Genomic DNA, 24,592 nt, shown 5'->3' with positions numbered 1-24,592 from the left:
TAAATAACTCCCTGCGCGGATGTCTCCCGTTTAGCACTGCTGCGTCGCGGAGACGGGACGATCCGTCATGGCGAAGCGGAGCTCCGCGCCCGCGGCGAGCGTCGCATGCGATACCGTCGAAACCCGGTGCTCGCGGCCATTCACAAGCAACCGGCTCACGTAGGGGCGATCCGGCGCATTCCCTTCCGCCGCGACGACGAGCTCGCCGCCGTCCTCCAAGCGAATCGTCACCTTGTCGAACAACGGGCTCCCTAGCGTATATTCCGGCACGCCCGGACAGAGCGGGTACAGCCCCATGGCGCTCAGCATGAACCAGGCCGCCGTGCTGCCGTTGTCTTCGTCGCCCGGGAAGCCGTCGGTTCCCGGCCCGAAAGCGACGTCCAACGTCTTGCGTACTAAACGCTGCGTCTCCGCCGGCGAGCCGAGCGCCGCGAATAAGTACGGGATGTGGAAGCTCGGCTGATTGCTGATCGCGAGCTGACCGAGTTCGGACGCGGCCATCTCGGACATCTCGTGAATCTCGAAGCCGTAGGAGCCTGGCTTGAAGTAAGCCGGCTGCATCAACAGCTCCCGCAGACGCTCGAGCATCCGCTCCTTCCCGCCCATCAGCGCCGCCAAGCCCGGGACGTCGTGCTGCACCGCCCAACTGCACTGCCATGGCCCCCCTTCGCAGTACGGCCCGCCCCATTCGAACGGATCGAAGGGCTCAAGCCAGCTGCCGTCCGCATGCCGCCCTCGCATGAAGCCGACGGCGGGATCGAACAGATGCTTGTAATTGCCTGCCCGTTCCTCGAAGGCCTGCGCCTCCTCCGCTTTCCCGAGGCGGCGGGCGACTTGCGCGATACAGAAGTCTCCGTACGCGTAATCAAGCGTGGAGCTTACGCTTTCCTTCGGGTACCGGTCATGGGGCAAATACCCGTATTCGAGGTAATCCCGCAGCCCTTTGCGTCCGATTCCGGGTTGATCGGAAGGTTCGGTCGCATGCTTGACCAGCCCTTCGTATGCCGTCGCCAAGTCGAAGCCGCCGATGCCCTTCGCCGCCGCGTCCGCGAAGACAGCGTCGGCGAGCGTGCCCGGCATGACGCTTCGTTCCCCCGGGGATGCCCACTTCGGCAGCCAGCCCCCTTCGCGATAAGCCGATACCCAGCCCTGCAGAATGTCGCCGAGCAGCGTGGGGAACAGGAGGCTGAACAGCGGGTACGCCGTTCGGTAGACGTCCCAGAAGCCTTGATCCGAATACATCGGTCCTTCGCATACCGTACCGTTATAAGGGCTGTAGTGAATCGTTCGGCCCTGCGGATCGATCTCGTGCCACGTCCTTGGGAACAAGCAGAGTCGGTAGAAGCAAGAGTAGAACGTCCGCTTCCGGTTTTCGTCGTCATCCTCGACGTCGATCCGGTCGAGCGTATCCTCCCACTCGGCGGCGGCCTCCGACCGCAGCGCCTCGAAGTCTTTCCCACCGACCTCCGACCGCAGGTTGTAAGCCGCTTGATCGCCGCTGACGAACGACGTGCCGATGCGCACGTTCGCGACGCCGTCCGCGCCGGGGACCAAACCGATGAAGGCGCCGATGCCGTTCCCTTCCATGCGCGGCTCCGGCGACGTCGCGTATCCGTCGTTCCACGTCCCGCTCCGCTCCGCGACCAACTCGCAATCGAACTCCATGACGAAGTACATGGCGAACGAGTCGGGAGCTCCGCCCCGATTCGCCCGGGTGAAGCCCGTGACGCGCCGCTCGGACGGATCGACGTCCACGCGGGCCGCGCCGTCGATCAGCGAAAGCAGCAGGCGCGCCTCCTCCCCCGGAGGGAAACGGAGCCGAAGTCCGGCGCATCGCATCGTCGGCGTCAGCTCGAGCGTCGTACGGTACCGGAGCAGCTCCGCGCGGAACAAGTCCGGCCGGATCGTCATCGCCTCCGGCTTGAACGACGAGGCGCGCTTGCCCGGTTCGAGGCAGAGCGGTCCGGTCTGAGGAAGCAGGACGAGATGCCCGTAATCGCCGATCCAGGGGCTCGGCTGATGCGTAAGACGGATGCCTTGCAAGTGCCGATGGGACGGATGAAAAAACCAGCCCCCTCCCGCCTCGTCGGTTTGCGGACTCCAAGACGCCATGCCGAACGGACGGCCGACGATCGGCAGCGTATTGCCGTTGGAGTACGAGAACGTCGACGCCGTCCCCTGCAGCGGATTCACATAAGCAAGTCGACGCGTCTTCGTCATCGGCGGCGCCCCCGACTGGTCCATCTAGCCATGAACATTCCTCCCCGTTTCTATTCCTTTGACAAGCACTTCTAAAGAATAAAGGGCCTGACTTAGAAAATGAATAGATTATTATGACAATTTGTGTATATTATTTCTCAAGACTTCCACGCGGCTCCAAGGAACTTCCGAAACACGTCGTCCAACAACGGCGTGGGATCCTCGCCGGTAGTCGCATAGACGGAAGCCGACTCGAGCAGACGTTCCAGCTCCGCCTCGACGAATGCGTTAATCGCATCTAACCGATTTTCCAGACCCATCTCTTCGCCGGCGAGCTTGCGTCGGAGCAGTTGTTCCACTTCCCGCTTCAGGGGAGAAGCCGGGAGCAGGTCTTCCGCCAAGGTTTGAAACCGGATCGGCGGCACGGTATCGTACTTCTCGATCCACAAGCACGCGAGCACCGGACGCAGAACGTAGAAGTACTTCTTGATTTTCACTTGATCCCCTTGCAGATATTCCCGGAAGTTCCGCTTCGCCATACTCAAATAATGGTGCATCGACGCCTTGGGCGAGAAGACGCGGTTCCGCAGCCGCAGCAATTCGTCCCGAAACCCGAGGTTGTCCGCGTATACGAGCTCCGACGTCAGCCACTCCATGAGCGGCGGGTTGGATTTGCGGAACAGACGCAGCGCTTTGCGCAGATCCCACCCGTTAATATCCAGCATGTCGTTGATGGGCACCTCGACGACGTCCCGCTTCTCGTCGATCGACAAGTACCAGGCCGGCCGCTTCACGTAGACGAACCGCACATCGTAATCGCTGTCGACCGAGGGGAACCCCCAGGCGCGGCTCCCCGACTCGACGGCGAACAACACTTTCAACTCATGCGCCTTCTCGATCGAATCTAGCTGAGACGCGATCCGTTCCCGCATCTACGCCCTTCCTCTCCCCGCAGGCTTCTTCTCGCCGATCAACATTTGCAGCCGCTCCAATAAATCCCCGCCGCCCGTAAGCGAGACGGAGCCGATCTTCTCGCAAATTTTCTCGAGGAATTCGAGCTCTTTGAGACGGAACAACGTCTCGTTCTCGTCCATCAGCTTCGCCGTGTTCAGCAAGCTGCGGGTCGAGGCCGTCTCCTCTCGGCGCGTGATGAGGTTCGCCTGCGCCTTCTTTTCGGCAAGCAGTACCGTGTTCAAGATTTCTTTCATGTCCCCCGGCAAAATGATATCCTTGACGCCCGCACCCAGGAACGAAACCCCGAACTCCTCGCTCTTCTCGCGCAAGCGCGACAGCGCGAACGAAGCCGCTTCTTGCTTGCGCCGCAGCAGATCGTCCAGTTTCAGCGATCCGACGTACTCCCGGAGCGCCAACTGCAGCTGGATATGAATCTGCTCGTCGAACGCCTTCAGCTCGAGTGCGCGATCCGGGCGAACAATCTTATATTGGCAGACGAAGTTCAACCGCAGCGTCACTTTATCTTCCGTCATCATTTCTTGGCCGAGCAGGTCCATCTGCTGCTGGCGCAGATCGACCGTCTTCACGAGTATCGCCGTCGGACCTCGCCAGAAGTAATATTTCCCCGGCGCCAGCTGCCGCTGCAGCACATGGTTGTAGAACAGAAAGCCGGCTTCGAAGCTCTCGATCTCATACGATTGTACGTGCGTGGTCAGCTTCGTCAGCAGCGCGCGATCCACCTCGGCCGGGAGCTCCGGATCCCGAATGTCCGCCCGCACGAACGCGTGCCGCTTCAGTACGTTCCAGAATGCATAGACGCCAGGCTTCAGAAGCTGCTCGAATTGCCCGTCCTCGTAATGCAAGACGACCTCGTGATCCGCCACTCGGACGACATCGAGCTGCCGCGTAAGCGTCTCGTCATGCAGGAACAACGCCAGTTCCTTCCCCTCTACGGCGAACGGCTTCGTCACCTTCAACGCCGTCACGGAATGCTGCGACCACGGCGCGAACCGGTACGTCCCCGGGAGCAGCATGCGGACGTAACTGCCTTTATGAAAGAGCAACCCGCGCTCATCCGTTTGTATCGTTATTTTCGTAAACATGTCTAGAACCTCCTTCGAATGATGCGACCTAAGCGTGGAATCCCGCTGCGGCGCGGGCGGAATCCCGGTTGAGAACCGGCGATCTCCGGGCGAAGCAAGCTTCGAGTTCCGAGCGGAGCAAAGACCCGAAATCAGCCCTCCTCCATCTCTTCTTCCCTCGGCATGCGCGCCCGGCGGCGCCTGTTCGGGATCCGCGGGATTGCAAAGCCTAGCCGCAGCGGCGCATATTGAAGCCGCCTAGGGATTCCAATGCTCTTGGTCTTCTTCCTCATTACCCTCGATGGAAAGTCGAGAATGCACGCCAGGCGATCGCTCTTGAGCGATTGGGGAATCGAACCCCGTTCAGGGGCTTCTGCCGGAGCGGCCGTACAGGATACCGCCAACCGAACGAGCGGCGGCACTGCGGGACCATACGGAAATCCCAGCCTCGTTACGAACCGTCCGAGCAAGAGCCATATATGATCAAACGTCTTCCGACGTCCGTCAACTATGCGTAAATAACCTGTGTTACACGCCTTTGATCGCCGCCATCGGCTTACATTTCGCGATGACGTCCGCGAGCCGCGCGCCGACGACGCTGTCGACGATCGAATCCACATCCTTGTACGCTTGCGGGCACTCGTCGAGGATCGACTTCAGCGAACGGTGGTTGACCAAGATCTCGTCGTCGGTCCCGACCTTCATCGACGCTTCGAATTGATCGACGGTGACGAGCTCCTTCGTCGCCTTCCGCGACCGGGCGCGCCCCGCGCCGTGACAGATGGAGTAGAAATTCTTCTCCCCTTCCGCCCGGCCGCGCATAAGGTACGACGCCGTTCCCATCGAGCCCGGGATCAAAGCCGGGTGCCCGGTTTCCTTGTACGCAGCCGCGTTCAAGAAGTGGCCCGGCGGCAAGGCGCGAGTAGCGCCCTTGCGGTGTACGAGCATCGGTTCGTTCCGGTGGAACTCCTTGAGCGCGTAGTTATGCATCAGATCGTACAACGCGGGAAGCTCCGTCTCCGCTCCGAACACGTCGCAGAACGCTTGTTGCACGCCGTAAGCGATCATGTGCCGGTTGCTGACGGCGAAGTTCAGAGCGGAGTGCATCAGGTGGAGGTACGTCTGTCCGACGTCGCTTCCGATCGGCGCGTATAACAAATTCCGGTCCGGATTCGTCACGCCCCATGCGAACATCGCTTCGCGGAATATTTTCGTATACGACTGCCCGAGCATCGCGCCCCACGCCCGCGACCCCGAGTGGATCATGACGACGACTTGCCCGTCGAACAATCCCCACGCCGTCGCGGTATCCGTCGCTTCATCGGGAATTTCCAAGTATTGAAGTTCGATGAAATGGTTTCCGCCGCCAAGCGTCCCGAGCTGGCCGTGGGCGTATTTTCGAATGTTGTCCGGCAGCTTCCCGAGGTACTCGTGGTCGAATGCGAACGTCGACCGCTCCACATGCGAGACCCAACGTTCGTTCGGAACGTACCGCTCCGGCAATCCCTTCAATCCATATCGAACGACGTCCATCGTATCGATGTCCGCGTAATGCGAATTCGTCCGTTCGTTCGTGGGGACGTACCGCTCGATCGCCTGGATGAGGCGGCGCCGGACGGCTTTGTCCTGCAGGTCTCGCTTATGCAGTTTCGTCGTGTGCACTCGCATGCCGCAGCCGATGTCGACGCCGACGATCGACGGAGAGACGAAGCCGTCCTTCATGCTCCAGACGGCCGTCGTGCCGATGCACGTTCCGATCCCGATATGCGCATCCGGGGTGTAGCTCATATATTGGTTGCGGGGAATCCGCAGGTTGTTGTCCGCCATCTCGAAAACTTTGTCCTCGAAGCTGCCCATGACCTCGGCATTCGCGAACACATGCAATGCGCCGTGCTCCAATCCGACCTCGTAGTGGTTGTTCCCGTGCGTTTTCGTTAATCGATCCATGTTTCGCTTGCCTCCGTTTCCTCTGTCTTACATGTATGATCTTCGCTCATTTCGCGGTCGACGAACATGGCGAAAGTATTACGAAGGCGACGAAGTCATGAAAAAAAACGCCTCGCGGCGTTCCTGACGTTCGAGCATATGCATCTATTCCCAAAAGAACTATCGCCTCCTCGCCTGCAAAAGCGCAGCTACTTACTCGTCCATACGCTTGCAGAAGCGCTTTACCTGCACAAGATAATGCAGGCGTCGCGCTAAGCGATCTTTTTATAGTCGCGGTTCATAATATTTTTCACCAAGGAAGGCCATTTGGAATTCGCCGGACAGTATTTGCGCGCGACCTTCTCGATGCTGGTTAAACCCTTGTCGACGTAAAAGTCGGCGATGATTTGTCCGAATTTCTCGACGCTTTCGCCCTTGGTTTCGAAGCTTAAGGCGTTTTTATACGGATTTTTCCCAGTGGCATTGAGGCCGAACAGATTGTTCTTGTTCTTTGCGATCTTGCTCTTCCCGTGGCCGCTCTCCAGCTTCATGACGGCAATGATGAAGTAGGAGTTGATGCCGTACTCCTCCTCTACCGCTAAGACAGCTTTCTCCAGGCCCTGCCCTTCCAGGGGAGTGCCTTCGAATAATTCGGCGATATGCGATTCCGTCAGCCCCGAATCGGACGTGACGGAAGACGTCGGTTTCTCAGGGCTGTCCTCCGGCTTCTTCGGCTCGGGGGAAGGCTCGGCTGCGACCGCTTTCGATGCGCTCGGTTCGGCCGAAAGAATCGACACCTCGGAAGACTTCTTCGTTTCTCCGGAAGCCGCGATCGCTTTCGCGTACTTCCCATGGACGTATCCCCCGCTCTTCAGCTCCAGCCATCCATTATCGGTCGGCCGGACGACTTCGAGCGCGGTGCCTTGCGACACGACGTCCAGAATCTCGGACGTATTCGCGGCAGCGGCTCGTACGTTGAGGAAATACGCGGTGACTTCATAGACGGCCGCCGGTTCGATCGAAGGAACAGGTTCGATTTCATCCTTCGGCTGAGCGACGTTATGGGAGGCGGGAGGGGCGGCTTGTCCGCCGGTTAATTCGAGAGGAGGAAGCTGCCGCGGAGTGTACGGGGGTTGGTCGTCTATCGCCGAAATCGATGTATCGCCGACCGCGGACGGTACCGAAGCGGCGTCCGTCGGATTATAATTCGAGATTCCGAAATCCAGACCCATCGTGAAGAGCAGCGTCAAGCAGAGAATCCCCTTTATCGAGTAATGTTTCACTTGATTGCGCATTGTCCCACCCACCTTTTGGATTCGTTCGGATTTGAATTAATAAGATTGTACACAAACGTTCTCGAGAAGCTTGTCACTTTGTCTGAGAAGAATATGATATTGTTTGTCGATATATTCCAAATCCACGCGGATCGTGGGCGGAAAATGAAAAAATCCGACCATAGTATGAATTTTGCGAAAACGAAAAAAGCACCCTTCCGGATGCTTTTCCTCATGCTTATCGATATTCCCCCAGGATCTCGACCGCTTCTTCCGCCAAAGTCGCGTCGATGGCCGCATCCACGTCGATGTCCTTGATTAACGCGCCTCTTTCTTTGTACCACTCGTATTGCGCTTTGATATCGTCGACGAACATAGCGCCGTTCGGGTTCAGCCCCGTCACGTTCACCCGCTCCCAGAGCGCGGCGTCCTTCAGCGCGGTGTATTCCGTCATAATGCGGATGACGCCTTCCTTGTCGCCGACGTCCTTCACGAACGCATCGTTATAATCGCGCAATCCTTTCAGGTAAGCAAGCATGAATCGTATCGCTACGTCCCGCTTCTCCGTGACGAACTCCGGCGAGGCGAGCACCATGGCGATCTGCGCCTCCGGAGCGAAATCGGTCGCGTCCAGGAACTTCGCATGAATGCCTTCCGCGGCGCCACGCGTAATGAGCGGTTCGATCTGCAGCGCCGCATCGAGCGAGTTCGTCTCCATCCCGGCGAGCATGTTGGCGAAGTCGGGAATGAGCACGAATTCGACATCGTCGCGGGTTAGTCCGGCATGATCGAGCATCGATTGGAAAATGTAGTCGTCGACCGCGTTTTCCGACGAGACCGCAACCCGTTTTCCTTTAAGATCCTTATAATCCTTGATCGTTCCCTCTTGCTCCTTGTCGACGACGAACGTGAAGTACGATTCGCCTTTCCGGTTATGCCCCTTGTCGGCGATCATTCGGACGTCGATGCCTTGCGCGATCGAGTTGAAGAACGACGCGGTCGAGACGCCGCCGGCCACGTCGATCTCCCCGATCGCCAGCGCCGGAAGCATCTCGTCGCTGTTCGCGAACGTCGCGAATTCGACCTCGATGTTATACTCGGCGAAATAGCCTTTGCTTTCCGCGATATAGAAGCCCGCGCCGGACGCGGCGCCGTCTTCCGCGATAACGACTTTCGTTTTCTCCTTAAGCGGCTCCAGGTCGCCGCTGGCGGAGGGGCTGCCCGGCTCGTCGACCGGCGCCGTGCGCTCTTGGCTGCAGCCCGTCAGGACGGCAACGAGGAGAAGCGTCGCGGCGAAGCACATCATGGCCCATCGTTTCATAGTCATCTTTCCTTTCGCTAATGCGCTCTAGTGCTTTGTACCTCGCGTTGGAGGTGATTCCATATGTGAACGAACGTATCCGACATATGCGGATGAGAGCGAATTTGCTCCATCGTCCGCGGGCGCGGGAGATCCACTCGCATCTCCCCCGCGATCCTGCCCGGATGCGCCGATAGTAAAATGACGCGGTCGCTCAACATGAGCGCCTCATCGATGCTATGCGTAATAAAGAGGACGGTCTTTCGGTCCTCCTCCCAAATATTGAGCAATTCCTTCTGCAATAAAAATTTGTTCTGTTCGTCGAGAGCGGCGAACGGTTCATCCATTAATAAAATTTCCGGATCGTTGGCGAAGGCGCGCGCGATATTGACTCGCTGCTTCATGCCGCCGGACAGCTCCTTCGGATACAGCTTCGAGAACTGGCGCAGCCCAACCTTTTCTAAATAGTGCTCTACTCGCTCGGCGATCCATTTCTTCGGCAGATGCCGCATCTGCAAGCCGAAGGCGACATTGTCCCACACGGTCATCCAAGGGATGATCCCGTTTTCCTGAAACACCATCGATTGCAGCGGTTTATTCGGATCCGTCCGTCGAATCGTATAACTGCCCGCGCTCGGCGTCTCCAAATCCGCGAGAATGCGCAGCAGCGTCGTCTTGCCGCACCCGCTCGGACCGACGAGGCAGACGAACTCTCCGTCTTCGACTTCCATCGAGATGTTTTCCAGCGCGGTCACGTGCCGGTCTTTCCTGTAAAAGGCTTTCGTCAGACGGTCAACCGTAATTTTCGTCTCTTTCGTCAAGGTAATCCCCCCTCGTTATTGCCAAGGCACCAGCTTCGATTGAAGCCGGCGCAGCAAGATGGAGAACGTAAAGCCGAAGAAAGAGATCAGGATCAAGCCCACGTACATCGGGTTAAAATTGAACACTTTATACGAGCTCCAGATCAGATAGCCGATCCCTTGGTTCGCGCCGATCATTTCGGCCGCGACGATGGTCAGCAGCGCGATCGCCTGCCCCATCTGCACGCCCTCCAACATGACGGGAAGCGCGCCCGGCAAGGCGATCCGGAGGAAGAATTCCTTGGGGCCGGCGCCATAGTTGTTGGCGACGTCGATATAGGCGCGGTCGATATTCGCGACGCCGGCGGCGGTGTTGATGACGACGGGAAAGAAGACGCTCCCCGCGATCGTCATCACCTTCGACATCTCGCCGATGCCGAAGACGATCAGAATAAGCGGCATAAGCGCCAAGGTCGGGATCGGCATCAGCGCCATCAGGAGCGGCGAGAAGAACGAACGGAACGGCCGGTACATGCCCATGAGCAAGCCGATGACGACGCCGGGAATCGTTCCAACCAGAAATCCGAGAACGATCCTCGTTAAGCTGATGCCCACATGGGCGAGCAGTACGCCGTTGACTGTCAAGTCCCAGAACGTCCGAAGGATGCTGGTCGGCGGCGGGAAAAATCGAGGGTCGATCAGCGACGTGCGCGATAGCAGCTCCCAGAGCGCCAAAATGAGGATCGGGGACGAGACGGTCAACCACTGCTGATGTCTTCGCCTTCGTTCCGCTCTTCGCCATTCCAGTTGTTCGAGTTCCATAGGTGACGGACGATGTTCGCTGTTGTCGGCCTTCAAGCGATTCACCACCTTTACTACTTGCATCGTATGCACAAGTGCCCAGATGGGTGCTCTTCGGGTCATGGCGGAGCGGTCTAGAGAATTCTAACGAACATAAAAAAAAACAGAGGAGGCTTCCCCCCTCTGTCCGCGGTTTACATAGACTGCTGATGGACCAATTGCGGTATATCCCGGCCGTCCGCATGAAACGCTCGTGCGTGCTGGAGCGTCGGCGACGACGCGTACCTTAGAGATGGCTAGATCCGCTGACGCGCTTCCTCATATTCTCTCGTCAATTGCGCGACGATGTCCCGGACGGATTGCCGTTCTCGAACCGCCCCGACGCCTTGGCCCGCGGAGAAGATCGCCTTCCACGCTTTGTGTTCCGTCATCCCCGCCATATCCGCTTTCCCCCGGCCCGGAGCGGCGATATCGATATTGCTCGCTTGCAGCGAGGGCAGCAAGAAGTTCGCGTGCACGCCGGTAACCGCATCCGTATAGACGATGTCTTCGATGGAGCTTTGCATCACCATCTCCTTAAACGCGTCGGAAGCGCTCCCTTCGTCGGCCGCGAGAAACCGGGTCCCCATGTACACATAATCGGCTCCGACGACCCTCGCAGCAGCGATGTCCGCTCCCGTCGAGACGGCGCCCGCGAGCACGATCGTTCCTTCGTAGAACGCCTTCACCGCATGCACGAAGGCGAAAGGATGCAATCGACCCCCATGACCTCCGGCACCGGCGCACACCAGGATTAAGCCGTCCACGCCCGCCTTCGCCGCCTTCCGGGCATGCTTCTCGGAGATGACGTCGGCGTACACCTTCCCGCCATACCGATGCACCGTCTCGACGATCGCCGCCGGGTTGCCCAACGAGCTAATGACCAGAGGCGGCCGGTACGCTTCGATCAAGGCCAGGTCGTCGTCGAACCGAGGGTTTTCTCCGCGGTGGCAGATGATATTGACGCCCCACGTCTCCGTCGGCAACGCTTCTTGGATTTCCGATAACCATTCCGCGCAAATGTCCGGCGTACGCGCGTTCAGAAGCGGGATCGCCCCGATCACGCCTGCTCGACAGCTCTCGATCACCATTCGGGGGCTGGATACCAGAAACATGGGGGCTACGATAATCGGTAATCGCATAACATCCACTCCTTCCCAAGCAGCGGGTTCTACAAGTCGAGCGATCCTCGGATGATGCCCCCATTGTAACACGACGTCTGGTACGATGGAGAGTACGTTATGCAGCGGCGTACGTTGACGACGCGGAGCCTTGAATCCAACGGAAGACGTCCCGCTGCTCTCCCCGGCGGGATGTTCGCGTTCCTCAAGATAATCGCATGGTCGCAATACAGGTATTATCGCCTTCGAACGTCGAGATGGTCGACGTCGTCGACAACCCGTCCCGCTCGATCGTGACACGATACTTATCGTCTCGGGGCAGCCACAAGTCGATGAAGCCGTTCGGTTGGGAGGTCACCGCGCGATCGAATACCGTCCGGCCGTCGCTGTCCTCGATCGTCACGTCGAACGACATGTTCGCCAACTCTCCGCGGCAACCGGTTAAGCTGTGAATGGCGCAAGGATGGGTATTTTCGATATAAGGCGCGATGGAGAGGAAAAATTCATCCTTCGGCAAGGGGTATTCGGTCGTTACGTCGTCTCCGGACACGACGGTCAACCGATCGGAGGAGATCGATGCGGATGCCGCCGTTCGGACGCCCGCGCTGTATTCGCTCACGATTTGTTTCAACCTTTGTTCGTCGATGTTCTTCGAGGCGACGTTCGATCCATCGTTCGTTCCGACGAAATATACCGCGAGAGCGACGATCGCCAGTCCGGCCGCCGACAACCATAGTTTCCTCATGTTCCGGTCCACTCCTAACTCCAGGTTAATCTACGGGAATAATGGAACCTTCGTACTGTTCAAGGATAAAGTCTCTGACCTCGTCGGAACGAAGCGCCTCCATCAACGCCATGATCGACGCGTCCTGTATCCGGTCCGAACGAACGGCGACAACGTTGACGTACGGCGAATCGCCGTCTTCCAGGAAGAGCGCGTCTTCGGTCGGTACGAAGCCCGCTTCGAGCGCATAGTTCGTATTAATCAACGCCAGGTCGACGTCTGCCATTACGCGGGGAAGCATCGCCGCCTCTAGCTCTTTCAATTCCAGTCCTTTGGGATTTGCCGCGATGTCGGCGACGGCGGCGTTCACGCCGGCGCCTTCCTTCAGCGTTAATAGGCCGTTCTTCTCCAGGAGCGCCAGCGCGCGCCCCGCGTTCGTCGGGTCGTTCGGAATCGCGACGATCGCCTTGTCCGGCAGCCCCTCGGCGCTGTCCCATGTTTCCGAATACGCCCCGAACGGTTCGATGTGCACGCTACCGACGGACGCCAAATCCATGCCGTGATCTTGATTGAATTGGTCGAGATACGGTTGATGCTGGAAGAAGTTCGCGTCCAGCTGCTTTTCGTACACTTGCACGTTCGGTTGAATGTAATCGGTGAACTCGACCACTTCCAGCGCGATGCCTTGTTCCGACAACAACGGACGCGCGGCGTTCAGTATTTCCGCATGCGGGACGGCGGTGGCGCCGATGCGCAGCGCAATCTCACCTTCGCCCGAAGTCCGAGCGCCTCCTCCTCCGCAACCCGATAAGGCGGAGGCGACCGTCAGCGCGATCGATGCGATGACGACGAACCCTCTCTTCATGTATCTTTCCTCCGATGTTCGTATGACTTACTTCCGCTTGAATCGATCGACCAGGCGGTCGCCGGCCGTTTGAAGAGTAACCACGAGCGCTAACAACAGGAAGACGGTAACCGCCATGACCCCTGGATGAAACCGCTGGTACCCGTAGCGGATCGCCAAATCCCCCAGCCCGCCCCCGCCGATCATGCCGGACATAGCCGTATAGGCGACCAGAGCGATAGAGGTAATGGTTATCCCGCCGATGAGACCGGGCCGGGCTTCGGGGAGCAGCACCTTCGCGACGATCTGCCAAGGGGAGGCGCCCATCGCTTGCGCGGCTTCGATCACCCCGCGGTCGACTTCCCTCAGCGACTGTTCGACGATTCTCGCGAAGAACGGAGCCGCCGCGACGACGAGCGGCGGAATCGTTCCTGCCGCGCCGATGGAAGTGCCGACGATGAGTCGGGTGAAGGGAATCAACGCGATCATCAAGATGACGAACGGAACCGACCTCAAGACGTTAATAACCGCAGACAGCGTCAAATACAACGGACGATTCGCCAGCAGCTGGCCGCCGGAACATAGAAACACTAACACGCCAAGGATTAAGCCGATAACGGCGGTAAACAACGTGGAGACGCCAAGCATGACGGCGGTGTCGAACGAGGCCCGCATGACGTCCGCCCAAGGAATCGGCTTCGTCAGCATGGCATCACCTCCACGTCCAGCCCGCGGCCTCGGAGCGAATCGACGGTCCGGCGCGCGGCCTCCTCCGCCCCGTGCAGCTCGACGATCAATTGACCGTACGGAATGCGCTTCATGCGGGAGATGGAACCTTGCAGGATGCTGAAGGACATCCCCGTCGCTCGAACCGTGTCGAACAATAAAGGCTCATACGTCTGTTCGCCTTGGAACGTAATGCGCAGCATCGTGCCGGCGGCGGAGCGGAACGAAGCAAGCTCGCCGTCTCCGTTCCCTTGGCGAACGAATTGCCGCGTGGTCGGATGCTGCGGACGCAGGAATACGTCTACGACATCGCCGCACTCCACGATCCGGCCGCCGTCGATGACCGCTACGCGGTCGCAGATCGCTCGGATGACGTGCATCTCGTGCGTGATCAGCACGATCGTCAACCCTAGCTTCTCGTTGATCTCGAGGAGCAGTTGCAGGATCGAGTCGGTCGTCTGCGGATCGAGCGCGGAGGTCGCCTCGTCGCACAGCAGAACGAGGGGATCGTTCGCTAAGGCTCGGGCTATGCCGACGCGTTGTTTTTGGCCGCCCGACAATTGAGCGGGATAATACGCCAGATGCGATTCCAACCCGACCAACGAAGCCAGGTCGCGGACTCTCGCTTCGACGGCCGCTTTAGGCGCTTTCGCCAGTCTCATCGGGAACGCGATGTTTTCGAACACCGTCGCCGAGGAGAGTAAGTGGAAATGCTGGAAGATCATCCCGATCTTCCGCCGTTCGACTTGCAGCCGCTTCGGGGCGCAATCGGAAAGAACGATGCCCTGTACGGCGACCGTACCGGCGCTCGGCTTCTCCAGTCCGTTGATGCAGCGCAGCAGCGTGCTCTTCCCGGCGCCCGAATGGCCGATGATGCCGAAGATTTCTCCCCGCTTAACGGAGAGATCGATATCCCGCAGCGCTTCGAACGGGGCTGCTCCAACGAGGAACGTTTTATGTACATGACGGATTTCGATCAATGGACTCCCTCCGATTTCTCCTTTCCATCCTATTCGAAAAGGCGCCCTCGTCTCTGTGACGTTGGGCACTCGAGACAGAATCCTACAAATGCTAAGGAGTGAGTCCGGTCACGGTGGCACCATTCGTTTTCCAAGGAAGTGGCTCTCCTGATTTCTCGGTCCGCATGATACGGTTGACGTAGACAGAGCGGCGGTATCGCCGCGACGGAAGGAGATAGAAATGCGAATCGAACATCGGAACGATCGAATCGTTGTCGGAGCGTTAACGCTGGGGGTCATTGCGGCGTGCGTGTTGATTTCTGGGGGTCTGGGGACGATAGCGGATGAGCATGACGTCGCTCGGGAAGAGGGGTGCGAATCTTCGCAAGATGTTATGGGGACAAACCCGCGGAATTAGCGGGTTTGCCGTTGTCGACGAATATCGGCGAGAACGCTCCGGATCCGGTCGATCCCTTCGGCCAGCTCCTGCTCCTGCAAGTTGCCGTACCCGATGATCAGCTTATTCCCATGCCCTCGCCCGTCCGCCGAATGAATGCGCACCGGTTGGACGAAGACGCCGGCGTCATACAATCGCCGGATGATCGAATCGGTGAATTCGGTATCGACGAATTCCGCGATCAGATGGAGTCCTGTAGAATCGCCCGAGATCCTAACGTCATCCTCGAATGTGCGGGTGAACAATCCTCTTACCGCGTCCCTCCTCCGCTTATACACTTTCTTCATTTGTCGGATGTGGCGTTCGAGATGGCCCTCCTCCAAGAAGCGGGCGAGAATGAGCTGCTCCAAGGAAGGCGTATGCAGGTCGCTGAACCACTTCAGCTGCCGGCAGCGCTCGATGAGCGGCAACGGCAAGATCATATATCCGATCCGTAACGCCGGCGACAAAATCTTGCTGAACGTTCCAAGGTAGATGACGACATTCGGATCCAGCCCCTGCAACGAAGGAATCGGGTCGCCTTCATAGCGGAATTCGCTGTCGTAATCGTCTTCGATAATATAGTTGCTTGTCCTTCGGGCATATTCGATCAGCTGAACTCGTCGTTGAATCGGCAGGATGGAGCCGAGAGGGTACTGATGCGACGGCGTGACATAGACGCTGCCGCAATCGCCGCCCCGCGTCAGCTCGCTCGGATCGATTCCGGCTTCGTCGACGGGGAGCGGGACGAGCCGAGCGCCGTGCGCGGCGAAGATCGTCTGGATATCGTTCGTGATCGGATCCTCGAGGACGAACGGTTCCCCGGTTCGCGCGCATAGCTTGGCGACGAGCGTGATCGCTTGGGTCGCCCCCGAAGTGATCAGCACCTGCTCCGGGGAGCATCGAACGCCGCGGACCCGATAGACGTATTTGGCGATGGCGCTTCGTAACTCGAACCTGCCTTCGGGCGAATCGTATCCGAAATCCCGGCTGGGCGTATATGCCAACACTTGCTGCGCAAGCTGCGACCATTTCCGTCTGGGGAACAAGTCTAATGCGGGTACCCCGGATCGGAAATTAATGATATCGGGCTTCTTCGTCTCGACGAGCGGCGCTATCGGCGCGGCCGGAGTTTCGGATCGGGCGAGAAGCGCGCCTTCCGCGACGAACGTGCCCCTCCCCCGCTTTCCTTCTAAATACCCTTCCGCCGTCAGTTGATCGTACGCCTCCAACAAGATGTTCCTCGACACTTGCAGATCGAGCGCCAGCTGCCGCGTGGACGGCAGCGGTTCGCCGGCCTTCCGCTCGCCGTTCAAGATGCTTGCGCGCAGCTGCGAGATGATTTGTTCCTTCAGCGATGTCTTTCGCGACCGATCGATGGATATCCAGACCACTTGCGAATCCGCTCCTACGAAGTAGATATTTTCCTAGTTTACCATAGAAAATGATAGAAGCACTCGATCTTCATCGGATCAAGTGCTTCTCGCCGGGCGGGTCCGGCTACTCCTTCACGGAACCGAGCGTGATGCCGTGGATGAAGAAACGCTGCAAAAACGGATAAATGACCAGTACAGGAATCATGGCGATGAAAATTTTGGCCGCGTTCAACGTCTGGTTCGACAACTCGCTTAATTTCTTGTATTCGTCTTCGGTCATCGTGGTCGTATCGATGACCACGACGAGCTGCTGAATGTACGTCTGCAACGGGTACATCTCCGCCGACGACATGAGCACCAATCCGTGGAAAAATTCGTTCCAATGATAGACGATGCTGAACAACGTGATCGTCGCCAGCACCGGCACCGCGAGCGGCGCGAAAATTTGGAGCAGCATGTACCATGGGCCCGCCCCGTCGACGAGCGCCGCCTCTTCGAGCTCCTTCGGCAAATTGCGAAAGAAGTTGACGACGAGAATGACGTGGAACACTTGCACGCCGCCCGCCAGAACAAGCGCCCAGATCGTGTTCATCAACCCGTACGCCTTGATCGTCATATACCAAGGGATCAAACCGCCGTTGAACAGCATGCAGAAGACGAGCAGCCACATGAATACGTTACGGGGCCGGAAGTCTTTCGTCGTCTTCGACAACGGGTACGCCATCAGCACGATGACGACGAAGTTGATCGTGGCGCCGAGCGCGACGCGCAAGAGCGAGATGCCGAACGAGTTGATGAATCGCGCATCCGTCATGATCGTGTCGTACGACTGCGTCGTGAACCCGATCGGCCATAAGCTGACGTCGCCCGCCGCGGCCGCCGCCTTGTCGCTTAAGCTCAACGCGAGCGTATACCAGATCGGAAGCACGCACACGAGCGCGATGCCGATGAGAGTCGCGAGCAGAATGACGTCGAACATGCGGGAGCCGAACGTCCCTTCTCTTACCATGGCGTAGTCCGCTCCTCTATTAGAAAATGCGATAATTTGCGAATTTGGAAGCCAACATGTAGGAAATCACGATCAAGACGAAGCTGACGACGGACTTCAGCAGCCCCATCGCCGTCGCGAGGCTGAACTGCAAATTCACGAGGCCCGCGCGGTACACCCACGTATCGATAATGTCGCCCGTCGAATACACGAGCGGGTTATACAGGTTGAACACCTGATCGAACCCGGCGTTCAGGACGTTGCCGAGGCTGAGCACCGCGAGCAAGACGACCGTCGTCGAGATGCCGGGCAGCGTTACGTGCCACAGCCGTTGCAGCCGCCTAGCGCCGTCCATCGCCGCGGCTTCGTACAGCGAAGGATTGATCGCCGTAAGCGCGGCCAAGTAAATAATCGTATTGAAGCCGAATTCCTTCCACACGTCGCTGCCGACGATAATGTATGGGAACAGCTCCGCCCTCGCGAAAAATAAAATCGGCTCGACGCCGAACGCGGATAACAGCTGATTGACGGGCCCCTTCAACGCGAACACGTCGAGAAGGATGCCGGACAAGATGACCCAAGATAGAAAATGAGGCAAGTACACGACCGTCTGCACCCAACGCTTCACGACTTGCAGCCGCAGCTCGTTCAGCATCAGCGCGAAGACGAGCGGCACGAGCAAATTCCCCGCGATCTTCAGCACCGCGATAAATACGGTATTATACAAGACGGTTTTGCTGTCGCCGAGCAGGAACATGAACTCGAAATTTTCGAGACCGATCCATTCCGAGCCGAAGATGCCCAATCCCGGATTGAAATCTTGGAACGCCATGACGATGCCGACCATCGGCACCATGTTGAACAGAACGAGCCAGATGAGGCCCGGCAGCAGCATGAGATAATAATGCTTCTCGAACGCTCTCGTCTTCATGCGTTACTCCCGTCTCCCGGTACGGCGAGACGCCGGACGTTGGAATCCGGCGCCCGTCCGCCGAGCCTGTTATTCTTGAATCGCTTCCGCGACTTCTTCGGTAATTTTGTCTCCGCCCAGCTTCTTCCACTCTTCGACGAACGAGTCGAACGTGTCGATCGGAGCCGCGCCCATGATGATCTTGAGGAACGTCTCGTTCTCGAGCTTCTCGAGGTTCGCCCAGCGGCTTTCCATCGTCTTCGTTTGCGAATAGGTCAAGCTGTATACTTCGTTGCGCGGCTCGAGCAGCGGCGCCCCGCCGACAAACATCGAATACTGCCGACTCCAGATGCCCATGTCTTCCGTGCTCCAATACTGAATGTCGTACTTGTCGTAAGGCTCCAGCTTCGCCTTCTTGACATTCATGGCATCGCTTGCGAGCAGCTTGTAGCCCGGAATGTCGAGCTCTTCCGGCGTCTTCGTGCCGGCGAGCACTTCCTTCAGCATCTCTACGGAGAACTCGATCTCGTCGACCGGCGCATAGACGATCCGTACCGGATAATGGTTCAGGCTGACGCTGACGTCGAACGTCGCTTCGTCGCGGACGAGCAAGTTCATCAGCTTGAGCGCCACTTCGGGGTGCTCGTAATCTTTGCGCACGGCGAGGAACGTATTGGACGGCGTCGCCATATGCGGGCTGTATTCGCCGTTGACGTCCAGCGGCAGCGCGTACGCCTGCCAGTTCGCCGTCGGATCGTTCTTGATCGCGTCCGGCAGCGGCCAGTAGCCCATCCAGAACGGGCCGAAGAAGATGCCGGACTTGCCGCCGACGACCGGCTCCGCCGCGTCCTTGCGAATGCTCATCTCTTGGTCGATGAGCCCCTCCGCGTACATGTCGCGCAGCGTCGCGAGCGCATCCTTCACCTGCGGCTGGATGGAGCCGTACTGCGGCTTCCCGTCGTCGCCTTCGAGCCAGAATCCAGGGTACGCCAGGAACGCGGAGAAGATCGGGTCGAGGCCGAACGTATTGTTGCTCGAGGCGATGAAGTTCGCGTGCAGCTTGCCTCCCGCCTGCGGACCGGAGATGCCGATCGTGTCCTTCTGACCGTTGCCGTCCGGATCGTTCTCGACGAACGCCTTCGCGACCGCGCGAAGGTCCTCGACCGTCTTCGGCACCTCGAGACCGAGCTTGTCGAGCCAGTCTTTGCGAATCCACATCGTGTGTACCGCGTCGCCGCGGGCGGTGACGTTCGGCAGCGCCATCATCTTCCCGTCGAACGTGACGGCTTTCATCGCGCGGCCTTCCGTCTTCTCGATAATGCCCTTAATGGCCGGAGACGCATATTGCTCGAACACTTCCGTCAGGTCCGCGATCTGATTCGCCTTGACCATCTGGCGCAGCTGCGCGTCGTTCACGACGACGAGATCCGGCAGGTCGTTGCTCGCGATCGCAAGGTTGACCTTCTGGTCGTAATCTTTGCCCGTCGCGGTTTGCCAGATAATCTTCGTCTCGACGTTCAGCTGCTCCTTAATATGTCTCGTATATTGGTTATTCTCCGGCGTATCGCCGGCCGGCAAGCTCGTGTCGGTCGGATCGATCGCTTGCCCGACGTTGATCGTGACCGGGCTTTCGTATTTGCCGAACGGGTCGGCCGGCGCCGCGGGAGCGTCTGCGTTCGCCGCGGTCTCGCTCGTCTTCTCGTTTGCATTCCCGCTCGAATTCGAAGTCGGCTCCCCCGTGCCGCACGCCGTCAACGTCAGCAATACCGCCGCCAATAAGATGGACAGTCCTTTGCTTGAAGCTATCATGATTTCCCCTTCTTTCGATCGGTTTTCCTTACATGCTAAGGATAGCATGGATGTAAGCGCTTCACGGTTAGACGGTCGTTCGACGTTCGGTCGAGGAATGACTCGGGATGCTGCGCCGCCGAAACAAATCTCCCCCATTCGCCGGACATTTCTCTACCTTGACGACCTCGATCGGAACTCGCTGGGCAAGTACCCCGCGTATTCGCGGAACAGCCGACTGAAATATTTCTCGTCCTGGTACCCGGTCTGTTCGGCGATCCACTGGATCGGCTTCGCGGTATGGAGCAAATATTCCTTCGCTTTCTCCATGCGGAGCGTCCGGACGTATTCGTTGAACGGTTTGCCGCCGATGTCGCGGAAGCATTGGCTGAAGTAGCTCCGGCTCATATTGACGCGCTTTGCGACGTCGGCGGCGAGCAGCGGTCCGTTCCACTCGTCCTTCACGATCGCGATCGCCTTCATGACCGCGGCGGCGACGTCGGCCGAATACAGCGAAGCGCCCGTCGCCTCCGCCGTCCATCGCCGGACGTCCCGGAACCACTCTTCCGCGACGTTCCAATGCTCAAGCCGTTCCGGCAGCGGCGGCCGTTCCCCCGCAACCGCCGAGAACACGCGGCTCCATTCGCTCTCGACGACGAACAGAATCGTCTCGAGTCTCGCCGCGGGCAGCCGCGCCTCGCGCAGCCGCCGCAATCGGTCGGCGAAGGCGGCTTCTTCTTCCCGCAGCCACTCGAGCGACAACCATTCGTCCCGCAGCTGCAGAGCGACCGCTTCGGCCGCCTCCGCCGGAGGGGACACCAACCGATCCGCCGTCGTATCGACGAAGCGATGGTCGGGCTCGTACGCATAGAAATACTCGCGCGAACGATACGCGCGCAGCCCGCGGTGGACCGTCCCGCGCCGCTTGCCCGTCAGCGACGCGACGCGCAGGAGCAGCCAGCCTTCCCGCTCGCCAAGCCGCCGCAGCCACGCGTCGAGCGCCGCGTCGTCCGGAGCGGCTTGTTCCGCGCACGTCCACAACCAGAGGCCGTCCTCGACCTCCTCGACGTCCGCGTCCGCGAACGGCGTCTCGCGGAGAAGCGGGTCCGACGCGTAGACGGCTTCTCCCTCTCCCGCGAACAACGCGTAGCCGAGCCCGACGGCATAGACGTCCGGCATGGCGGCGGAACGGACGCGACGCTCTTCTTGCATCCGCTGGTAGACGCGGCCGAGCACTTCGTCGAACCGTTCCCGTTCGAGCTGCACCTTCGCGATATAATCGATCGCCCCGAGCCGCAGCGCCTCTTGGATGTAATCGAAATCCTGATGCAGCGTCAATACGACGATATACAGCGAAGGAAATCTCGCCCGCGCGGCGCGCATCAGCTCGATGCCCGACATGACCGGCATCGCCAAGTCGGTAAGCAGGAGATCGACCTCGTGCCGATCCAGAAACTCTAACGCCTTCTCCCCGTTGTTCGCCTCGCCGACGACCTCCATCTCGAAGTCCGCCCACGGCATGGCGGAAATTAATCCTTGCCGAACCAGCTTATCATCGTCGACGACCAGCACTTTGATCATGAGACCCGCTCCTCTCCGTTCGTTCCCGCAGGTAGCGTCAGCGTAACGGTCGTTCCATGGCCGACCTCGCTTCGGATGTCCATAACGGCTCGTCCTTCATAGAACGATTCGATCGTCCGCTTCACATAATTCATGCCGATGCCCATGCCCACCTTCTCCTTGCCTTGGCTCTCGCGATGCAGCACCTGCATCAGCGTCTCTTCGCTCATGCCCGCGCCGTTGTCCGACACTGCAATCCGGAGCGCGTCGTCGAACCATACGCGCACGAGGATGCGGCCGTCGTCCTGCAGTCCATGATACAGCGCGTTCTCGACGAGCGGCTGCAGGATGAATCGCGGAATCTCGAGGTTGAGCACCCGCTCGTCCGTCTCCACTTCGACGTTGAAGTCGAAGTCGTACCGAATTTTCTGCAGCGTCAAGTATTGCTCCAACGCATCGAGCTCTTCCCGGACCGTCGTCCGTTCGCCGGTCTTCCCTAAGTTGTAGTACAGAAGTTTATTCAACGACACGATCAGCTTGTCGATCTCGCCTTGACCTTTCATCACCGCGAGCCAATGCGCCGTGTCCAGCGTATTCATCAGGAAATGAGGATTGATCTGGTACCGCAGCTTCTCGATTTCCAAATCCGCCCGCCGCTGCGCCGAAGCCTCGACCTCCCGGAACAGCCGGCGAATTTCTCCTTTCATGCCGTTCATCTGCTTTAACAAGTAGCTGAACTCCGGGATATTGGACGCCGTCGTGATCGGCTCCAGATTGCTCTTGGACATTCGCCGAATTTCGCGGTTGAAGTCGTTCAGCGGGCGATACACCATCTTCCAGAGCAGCCAGGCCAGCCCTAACGTCACCGCGAGGAACAGCAGGCAGAAGACGGCGATTTGCACGAGCCACAAATCGCGCTCTTGCATATATTCCGCCTTCGGGATCGCGGACACGATGCTCCATCCCTGATTGCTTGTCCCCCGGAACCAATAGTACCCGCTATGGAAACCCGATTCCGCGGCGGCGTCGCCGTCGGCGAAGGCGGTGCCCTGCGGGAATGCGCCGGGCAGCTCCGAATAGACGACGTCCCCGTCGACGTCGAGAATGAGGTGCCTGGTGTTCGGACTGAACCGATTATTTTCCAGAATGTTCTGCGTCAGCTTGAAGCCGGACTCGATATACACGTACACGTCGTCCCGCTCCGGCAAGTCCACCTTCCGAAGCACGGACAGCACGTATTGATTGTTGAACTGGTCTTGACTCAGGTGCGGTCCCTTATACGTCACGCGGTATTGCTCGGCCAGCGTCGGCAGCCGCAACGGATCGAAGTTTCTCGCGGCGTTCAGATTTTCGAATTTATAAGTGCCGTCGTTCGCGAAATAATACAACGTCAAGCCGATGTTCGGGTTCGTATAAGTGATCGTATCGAGGTCGGCGTTAATTTCGTCGATCAGCTCCGCTTGCCGGTACGGTTCGGTCGCCTCGAGAAATTGCCCGAGCTTCGGACCGACGCTTCCCTGAAACGCGAGCTGCTGCGAGACGTGGTTCATATTGGAGAACGCGTTCTCGAGCGATAAGCGCACTTGTCCCATGTTGTTTCGAATCGTCGAGTGGATTTTGTTGGTGAGCATCGAATTGATCGTGTAATAGGACAGCGCGGTAATTCCCGCGAACGGGAGTAAGAAGGTGATCATGAAAATGAGGATAATGCGGCGCTTCAAGGTAAGGAAAGCCAACCATCTGGTGGAGAGACGCTGTCGCTTCATGGCGTTCGTTCCTTTCCGCAGCGGATATTACGGACAACGATATCACGGGTCCTTCCATCCATCAATAGGTTCCCGGTCGCAACAAAAAAGACGAAGCCCGAGGGCTCCGCCTTTGCTCTTGCGCATGTTCCTGTCATGGTCTGGCGTACGCATGATTCCCGATTTCGGCCACCACTTCGAGCCGGTCCCAGAACGCCCCGCCGGTTACGTCGGGATTATAAAAATACACCGCGTCTTCGATATTGTTTTTCCCGTCCAAGGCGTCCCTCGTCGCACGAAGCACGCTGTCGTTCGGCTCGCTCCGATCCAGCAAGCCGTTATGGGCGGGAGGAAATTGGCGGCCCGAATAAATGACGTCGCGAATCGTATTCGGAAATCGCGAATCCTTCACGCGGTTCAAAATAATATTCGCGATGGCTAACTGCCCTTCGTACGATTCGGATCCGGCCTCGACCTGGACAATCTTCGCGAGCAGCTGCATGTCTTCCTCGGCGTACGGGTCGGCCGCTTGCAGCGCGGGCGGTTCCTCCGCCGTCGACGTTAGCTCGGCCGTCTTCTCGGTGTCGTTCCATTCCACGCTTGCATCCATGAGCTCGGCCGCATACCGGAAGGGGAGATACGTTCTTCCGTCCGCCAGGAATGGCGACACGTCCATAAGGTACCGCCGCTCGTTCACTTGAACGACGGGCACGCCGTTCCTCATCACGATTTTCTCGTTCTCCGAGGTATGGATGGTCGCGGCTTCGTTGTCGCCGTCCCACTCCACCGTCGCGCCGAACAAGCTCGCTAGAGCCGTGACCGGCAAGAACAACCTTCCATCCGTCATCCGAACCGGGTCGTCCAGAAGCACTTCTTTCCCGTCGATCGTAACGCTTGCATTCTCTAAGATCATCGTCTCATCGGCAGCGGCGGATAACGGCGTTGCGGCGAACAAGAACAGGGCGGTCAAACCTGCCAGCGCTTGCTTCCGCTTCGGCTTCCTTCTTGGATCCATCGGGACCTCCTTACGTTTGATCGAA

General features: G+C 58.7%; 20 protein-coding genes. All 20 read right to left on the bottom strand.

Annotated features, from left to right (window positions below):
* Positions 1 to 30 precede the first annotated feature (30 nt).
* The 20 genes from FE782_RS08825 to FE782_RS08730 all read right to left on the bottom strand — a co-directional run bounded on the left by FE782_RS08825 (position 31) and on the right by FE782_RS08730 (position 24,567).
* The gene (locus FE782_RS08825; RefSeq protein WP_158299312.1) at positions 31 to 2,220 is read right to left on the bottom strand and encodes a GH92 family glycosyl hydrolase; all 2,190 of its coding nucleotides are present in this window, start codon (positions 2,218 to 2,220) and stop codon (positions 31 to 33) included.
* Positions 2,221 to 2,357: 137 nt separating this feature from the next.
* On the bottom strand, positions 2,358 to 3,131 hold the full coding sequence (locus tag FE782_RS08820) for a nucleotidyltransferase domain-containing protein (RefSeq protein ID WP_138193711.1): 774 nt from the start codon (positions 3,129 to 3,131) through the stop codon (positions 2,358 to 2,360).
* Positions 3,132 to 4,256 (bottom strand): slipin family protein, encoded by a 1,125-nt coding sequence (locus FE782_RS08815; RefSeq protein ID WP_138193710.1) that lies wholly within the window; start codon positions 4,254 to 4,256, stop codon positions 3,132 to 3,134. It lies immediately after the preceding gene.
* A 507-nt stretch (positions 4,257 to 4,763) separates the two neighbouring features.
* Positions 4,764 to 6,182, bottom strand: a complete 1,419-nt coding sequence (locus FE782_RS08810) for an RtcB family protein (protein WP_138193709.1) — start codon at positions 6,180 to 6,182, stop codon at positions 4,764 to 4,766.
* Between the two features lie 251 nt (positions 6,183 to 6,433).
* The gene (locus FE782_RS08805; protein ID WP_138193708.1) at positions 6,434 to 7,456 is read right to left on the bottom strand and encodes a glucosaminidase domain-containing protein; all 1,023 of its coding nucleotides are present in this window, start codon (positions 7,454 to 7,456) and stop codon (positions 6,434 to 6,436) included.
* 217 nt (positions 7,457 to 7,673) lie between these two features.
* Complete coding sequence (locus tag FE782_RS08800; RefSeq protein ID WP_138193707.1) at positions 7,674 to 8,756, bottom strand: ABC transporter substrate-binding protein; 1,083 nt, start codon at positions 8,754 to 8,756, stop codon at positions 7,674 to 7,676.
* A gap of 17 nt (positions 8,757 to 8,773) precedes the next feature.
* Positions 8,774 to 9,556, bottom strand: coding sequence for an ABC transporter ATP-binding protein (locus FE782_RS08795; RefSeq protein WP_138193706.1), 783 nt, complete (start codon positions 9,554 to 9,556; stop codon positions 8,774 to 8,776).
* A 15-nt stretch (positions 9,557 to 9,571) separates the two neighbouring features.
* The gene (locus tag FE782_RS08790; RefSeq protein ID WP_238392404.1) at positions 9,572 to 10,357 is read right to left on the bottom strand and encodes an ABC transporter permease; all 786 of its coding nucleotides are present in this window, start codon (positions 10,355 to 10,357) and stop codon (positions 9,572 to 9,574) included.
* A gap of 275 nt (positions 10,358 to 10,632) precedes the next feature.
* Positions 10,633 to 11,517, bottom strand: coding sequence for an NAD(P)H-dependent flavin oxidoreductase (locus FE782_RS08785; RefSeq protein ID WP_138193704.1), 885 nt, complete (start codon positions 11,515 to 11,517; stop codon positions 10,633 to 10,635).
* Between the two features lie 184 nt (positions 11,518 to 11,701).
* Positions 11,702 to 12,241 carry a CueP family metal-binding protein gene (locus FE782_RS08780; protein WP_138193703.1) on the bottom strand — a complete coding sequence of 180 codons (540 nt, stop codon included), beginning with the start codon at positions 12,239 to 12,241 and terminating at the stop codon, positions 11,702 to 11,704.
* A 25-nt stretch (positions 12,242 to 12,266) separates the two neighbouring features.
* The gene (locus tag FE782_RS08775) at positions 12,267 to 13,085 is read right to left on the bottom strand and encodes a MetQ/NlpA family ABC transporter substrate-binding protein (RefSeq protein ID WP_138193702.1); all 819 of its coding nucleotides are present in this window, start codon (positions 13,083 to 13,085) and stop codon (positions 12,267 to 12,269) included.
* 27 nt (positions 13,086 to 13,112) lie between these two features.
* Positions 13,113 to 13,772, bottom strand: coding sequence for a methionine ABC transporter permease (locus FE782_RS08770; RefSeq protein ID WP_138193701.1), 660 nt, complete (start codon positions 13,770 to 13,772; stop codon positions 13,113 to 13,115).
* Positions 13,766 to 14,770, bottom strand: coding sequence for a methionine ABC transporter ATP-binding protein (locus tag FE782_RS08765; RefSeq protein ID WP_138193700.1), 1,005 nt, complete (start codon positions 14,768 to 14,770; stop codon positions 13,766 to 13,768). The genes FE782_RS08770 and FE782_RS08765 overlap by 7 nt, the downstream gene beginning before the upstream one ends.
* A 393-nt stretch (positions 14,771 to 15,163) precedes the next feature.
* Entirely contained in the window at positions 15,164 to 16,579 is a 1,416-nt protein-coding gene (gene pdxR, locus FE782_RS08760; RefSeq protein WP_138193699.1) for a MocR-like pyridoxine biosynthesis transcription factor PdxR, read from the bottom strand.
* Between the two features lie 106 nt (positions 16,580 to 16,685).
* Positions 16,686 to 17,570 (bottom strand): carbohydrate ABC transporter permease, encoded by an 885-nt coding sequence (locus tag FE782_RS08755; protein WP_138193698.1) that lies wholly within the window; start codon positions 17,568 to 17,570, stop codon positions 16,686 to 16,688.
* A gap of 19 nt (positions 17,571 to 17,589) precedes the next feature.
* Positions 17,590 to 18,480 (bottom strand): ABC transporter permease, encoded by an 891-nt coding sequence (locus FE782_RS08750; RefSeq protein WP_138193697.1) that lies wholly within the window; start codon positions 18,478 to 18,480, stop codon positions 17,590 to 17,592.
* A gap of 69 nt (positions 18,481 to 18,549) precedes the next feature.
* Complete coding sequence (locus tag FE782_RS08745) at positions 18,550 to 20,268, bottom strand: extracellular solute-binding protein (protein ID WP_138193696.1); 1,719 nt, start codon at positions 20,266 to 20,268, stop codon at positions 18,550 to 18,552.
* A 153-nt stretch (positions 20,269 to 20,421) separates the two neighbouring features.
* On the bottom strand, positions 20,422 to 21,828 hold the full coding sequence (locus tag FE782_RS08740) for a response regulator (RefSeq protein ID WP_138193695.1): 1,407 nt from the start codon (positions 21,826 to 21,828) through the stop codon (positions 20,422 to 20,424).
* On the bottom strand, positions 21,825 to 23,573 hold the full coding sequence (locus tag FE782_RS08735) for a sensor histidine kinase (RefSeq protein WP_138193694.1): 1,749 nt from the start codon (positions 23,571 to 23,573) through the stop codon (positions 21,825 to 21,827). Before FE782_RS08735 ends, FE782_RS08740 begins: the two co-directional genes overlap by 4 nt.
* Positions 23,574 to 23,706: 133 nt before the next feature.
* Complete coding sequence (locus tag FE782_RS08730; RefSeq protein ID WP_138193693.1) at positions 23,707 to 24,567, bottom strand: cell wall hydrolase; 861 nt, start codon at positions 24,565 to 24,567, stop codon at positions 23,707 to 23,709.
* Between the last annotated feature and the right edge of the window lie 25 nt (positions 24,568 to 24,592).

Origin of the sequence: Paenibacillus antri (assembly GCF_005765165.1) — a bacterium.
In the GTDB taxonomy this organism is placed as follows: Bacteria; Bacillota; Bacilli; order Paenibacillales; family YIM-B00363; genus Paenibacillus_AE; species Paenibacillus_AE antri.
The sequence above is the reverse complement of the archived record's forward strand: the minus strand, read 5'-3'. Positions and strand labels throughout refer to the sequence as shown.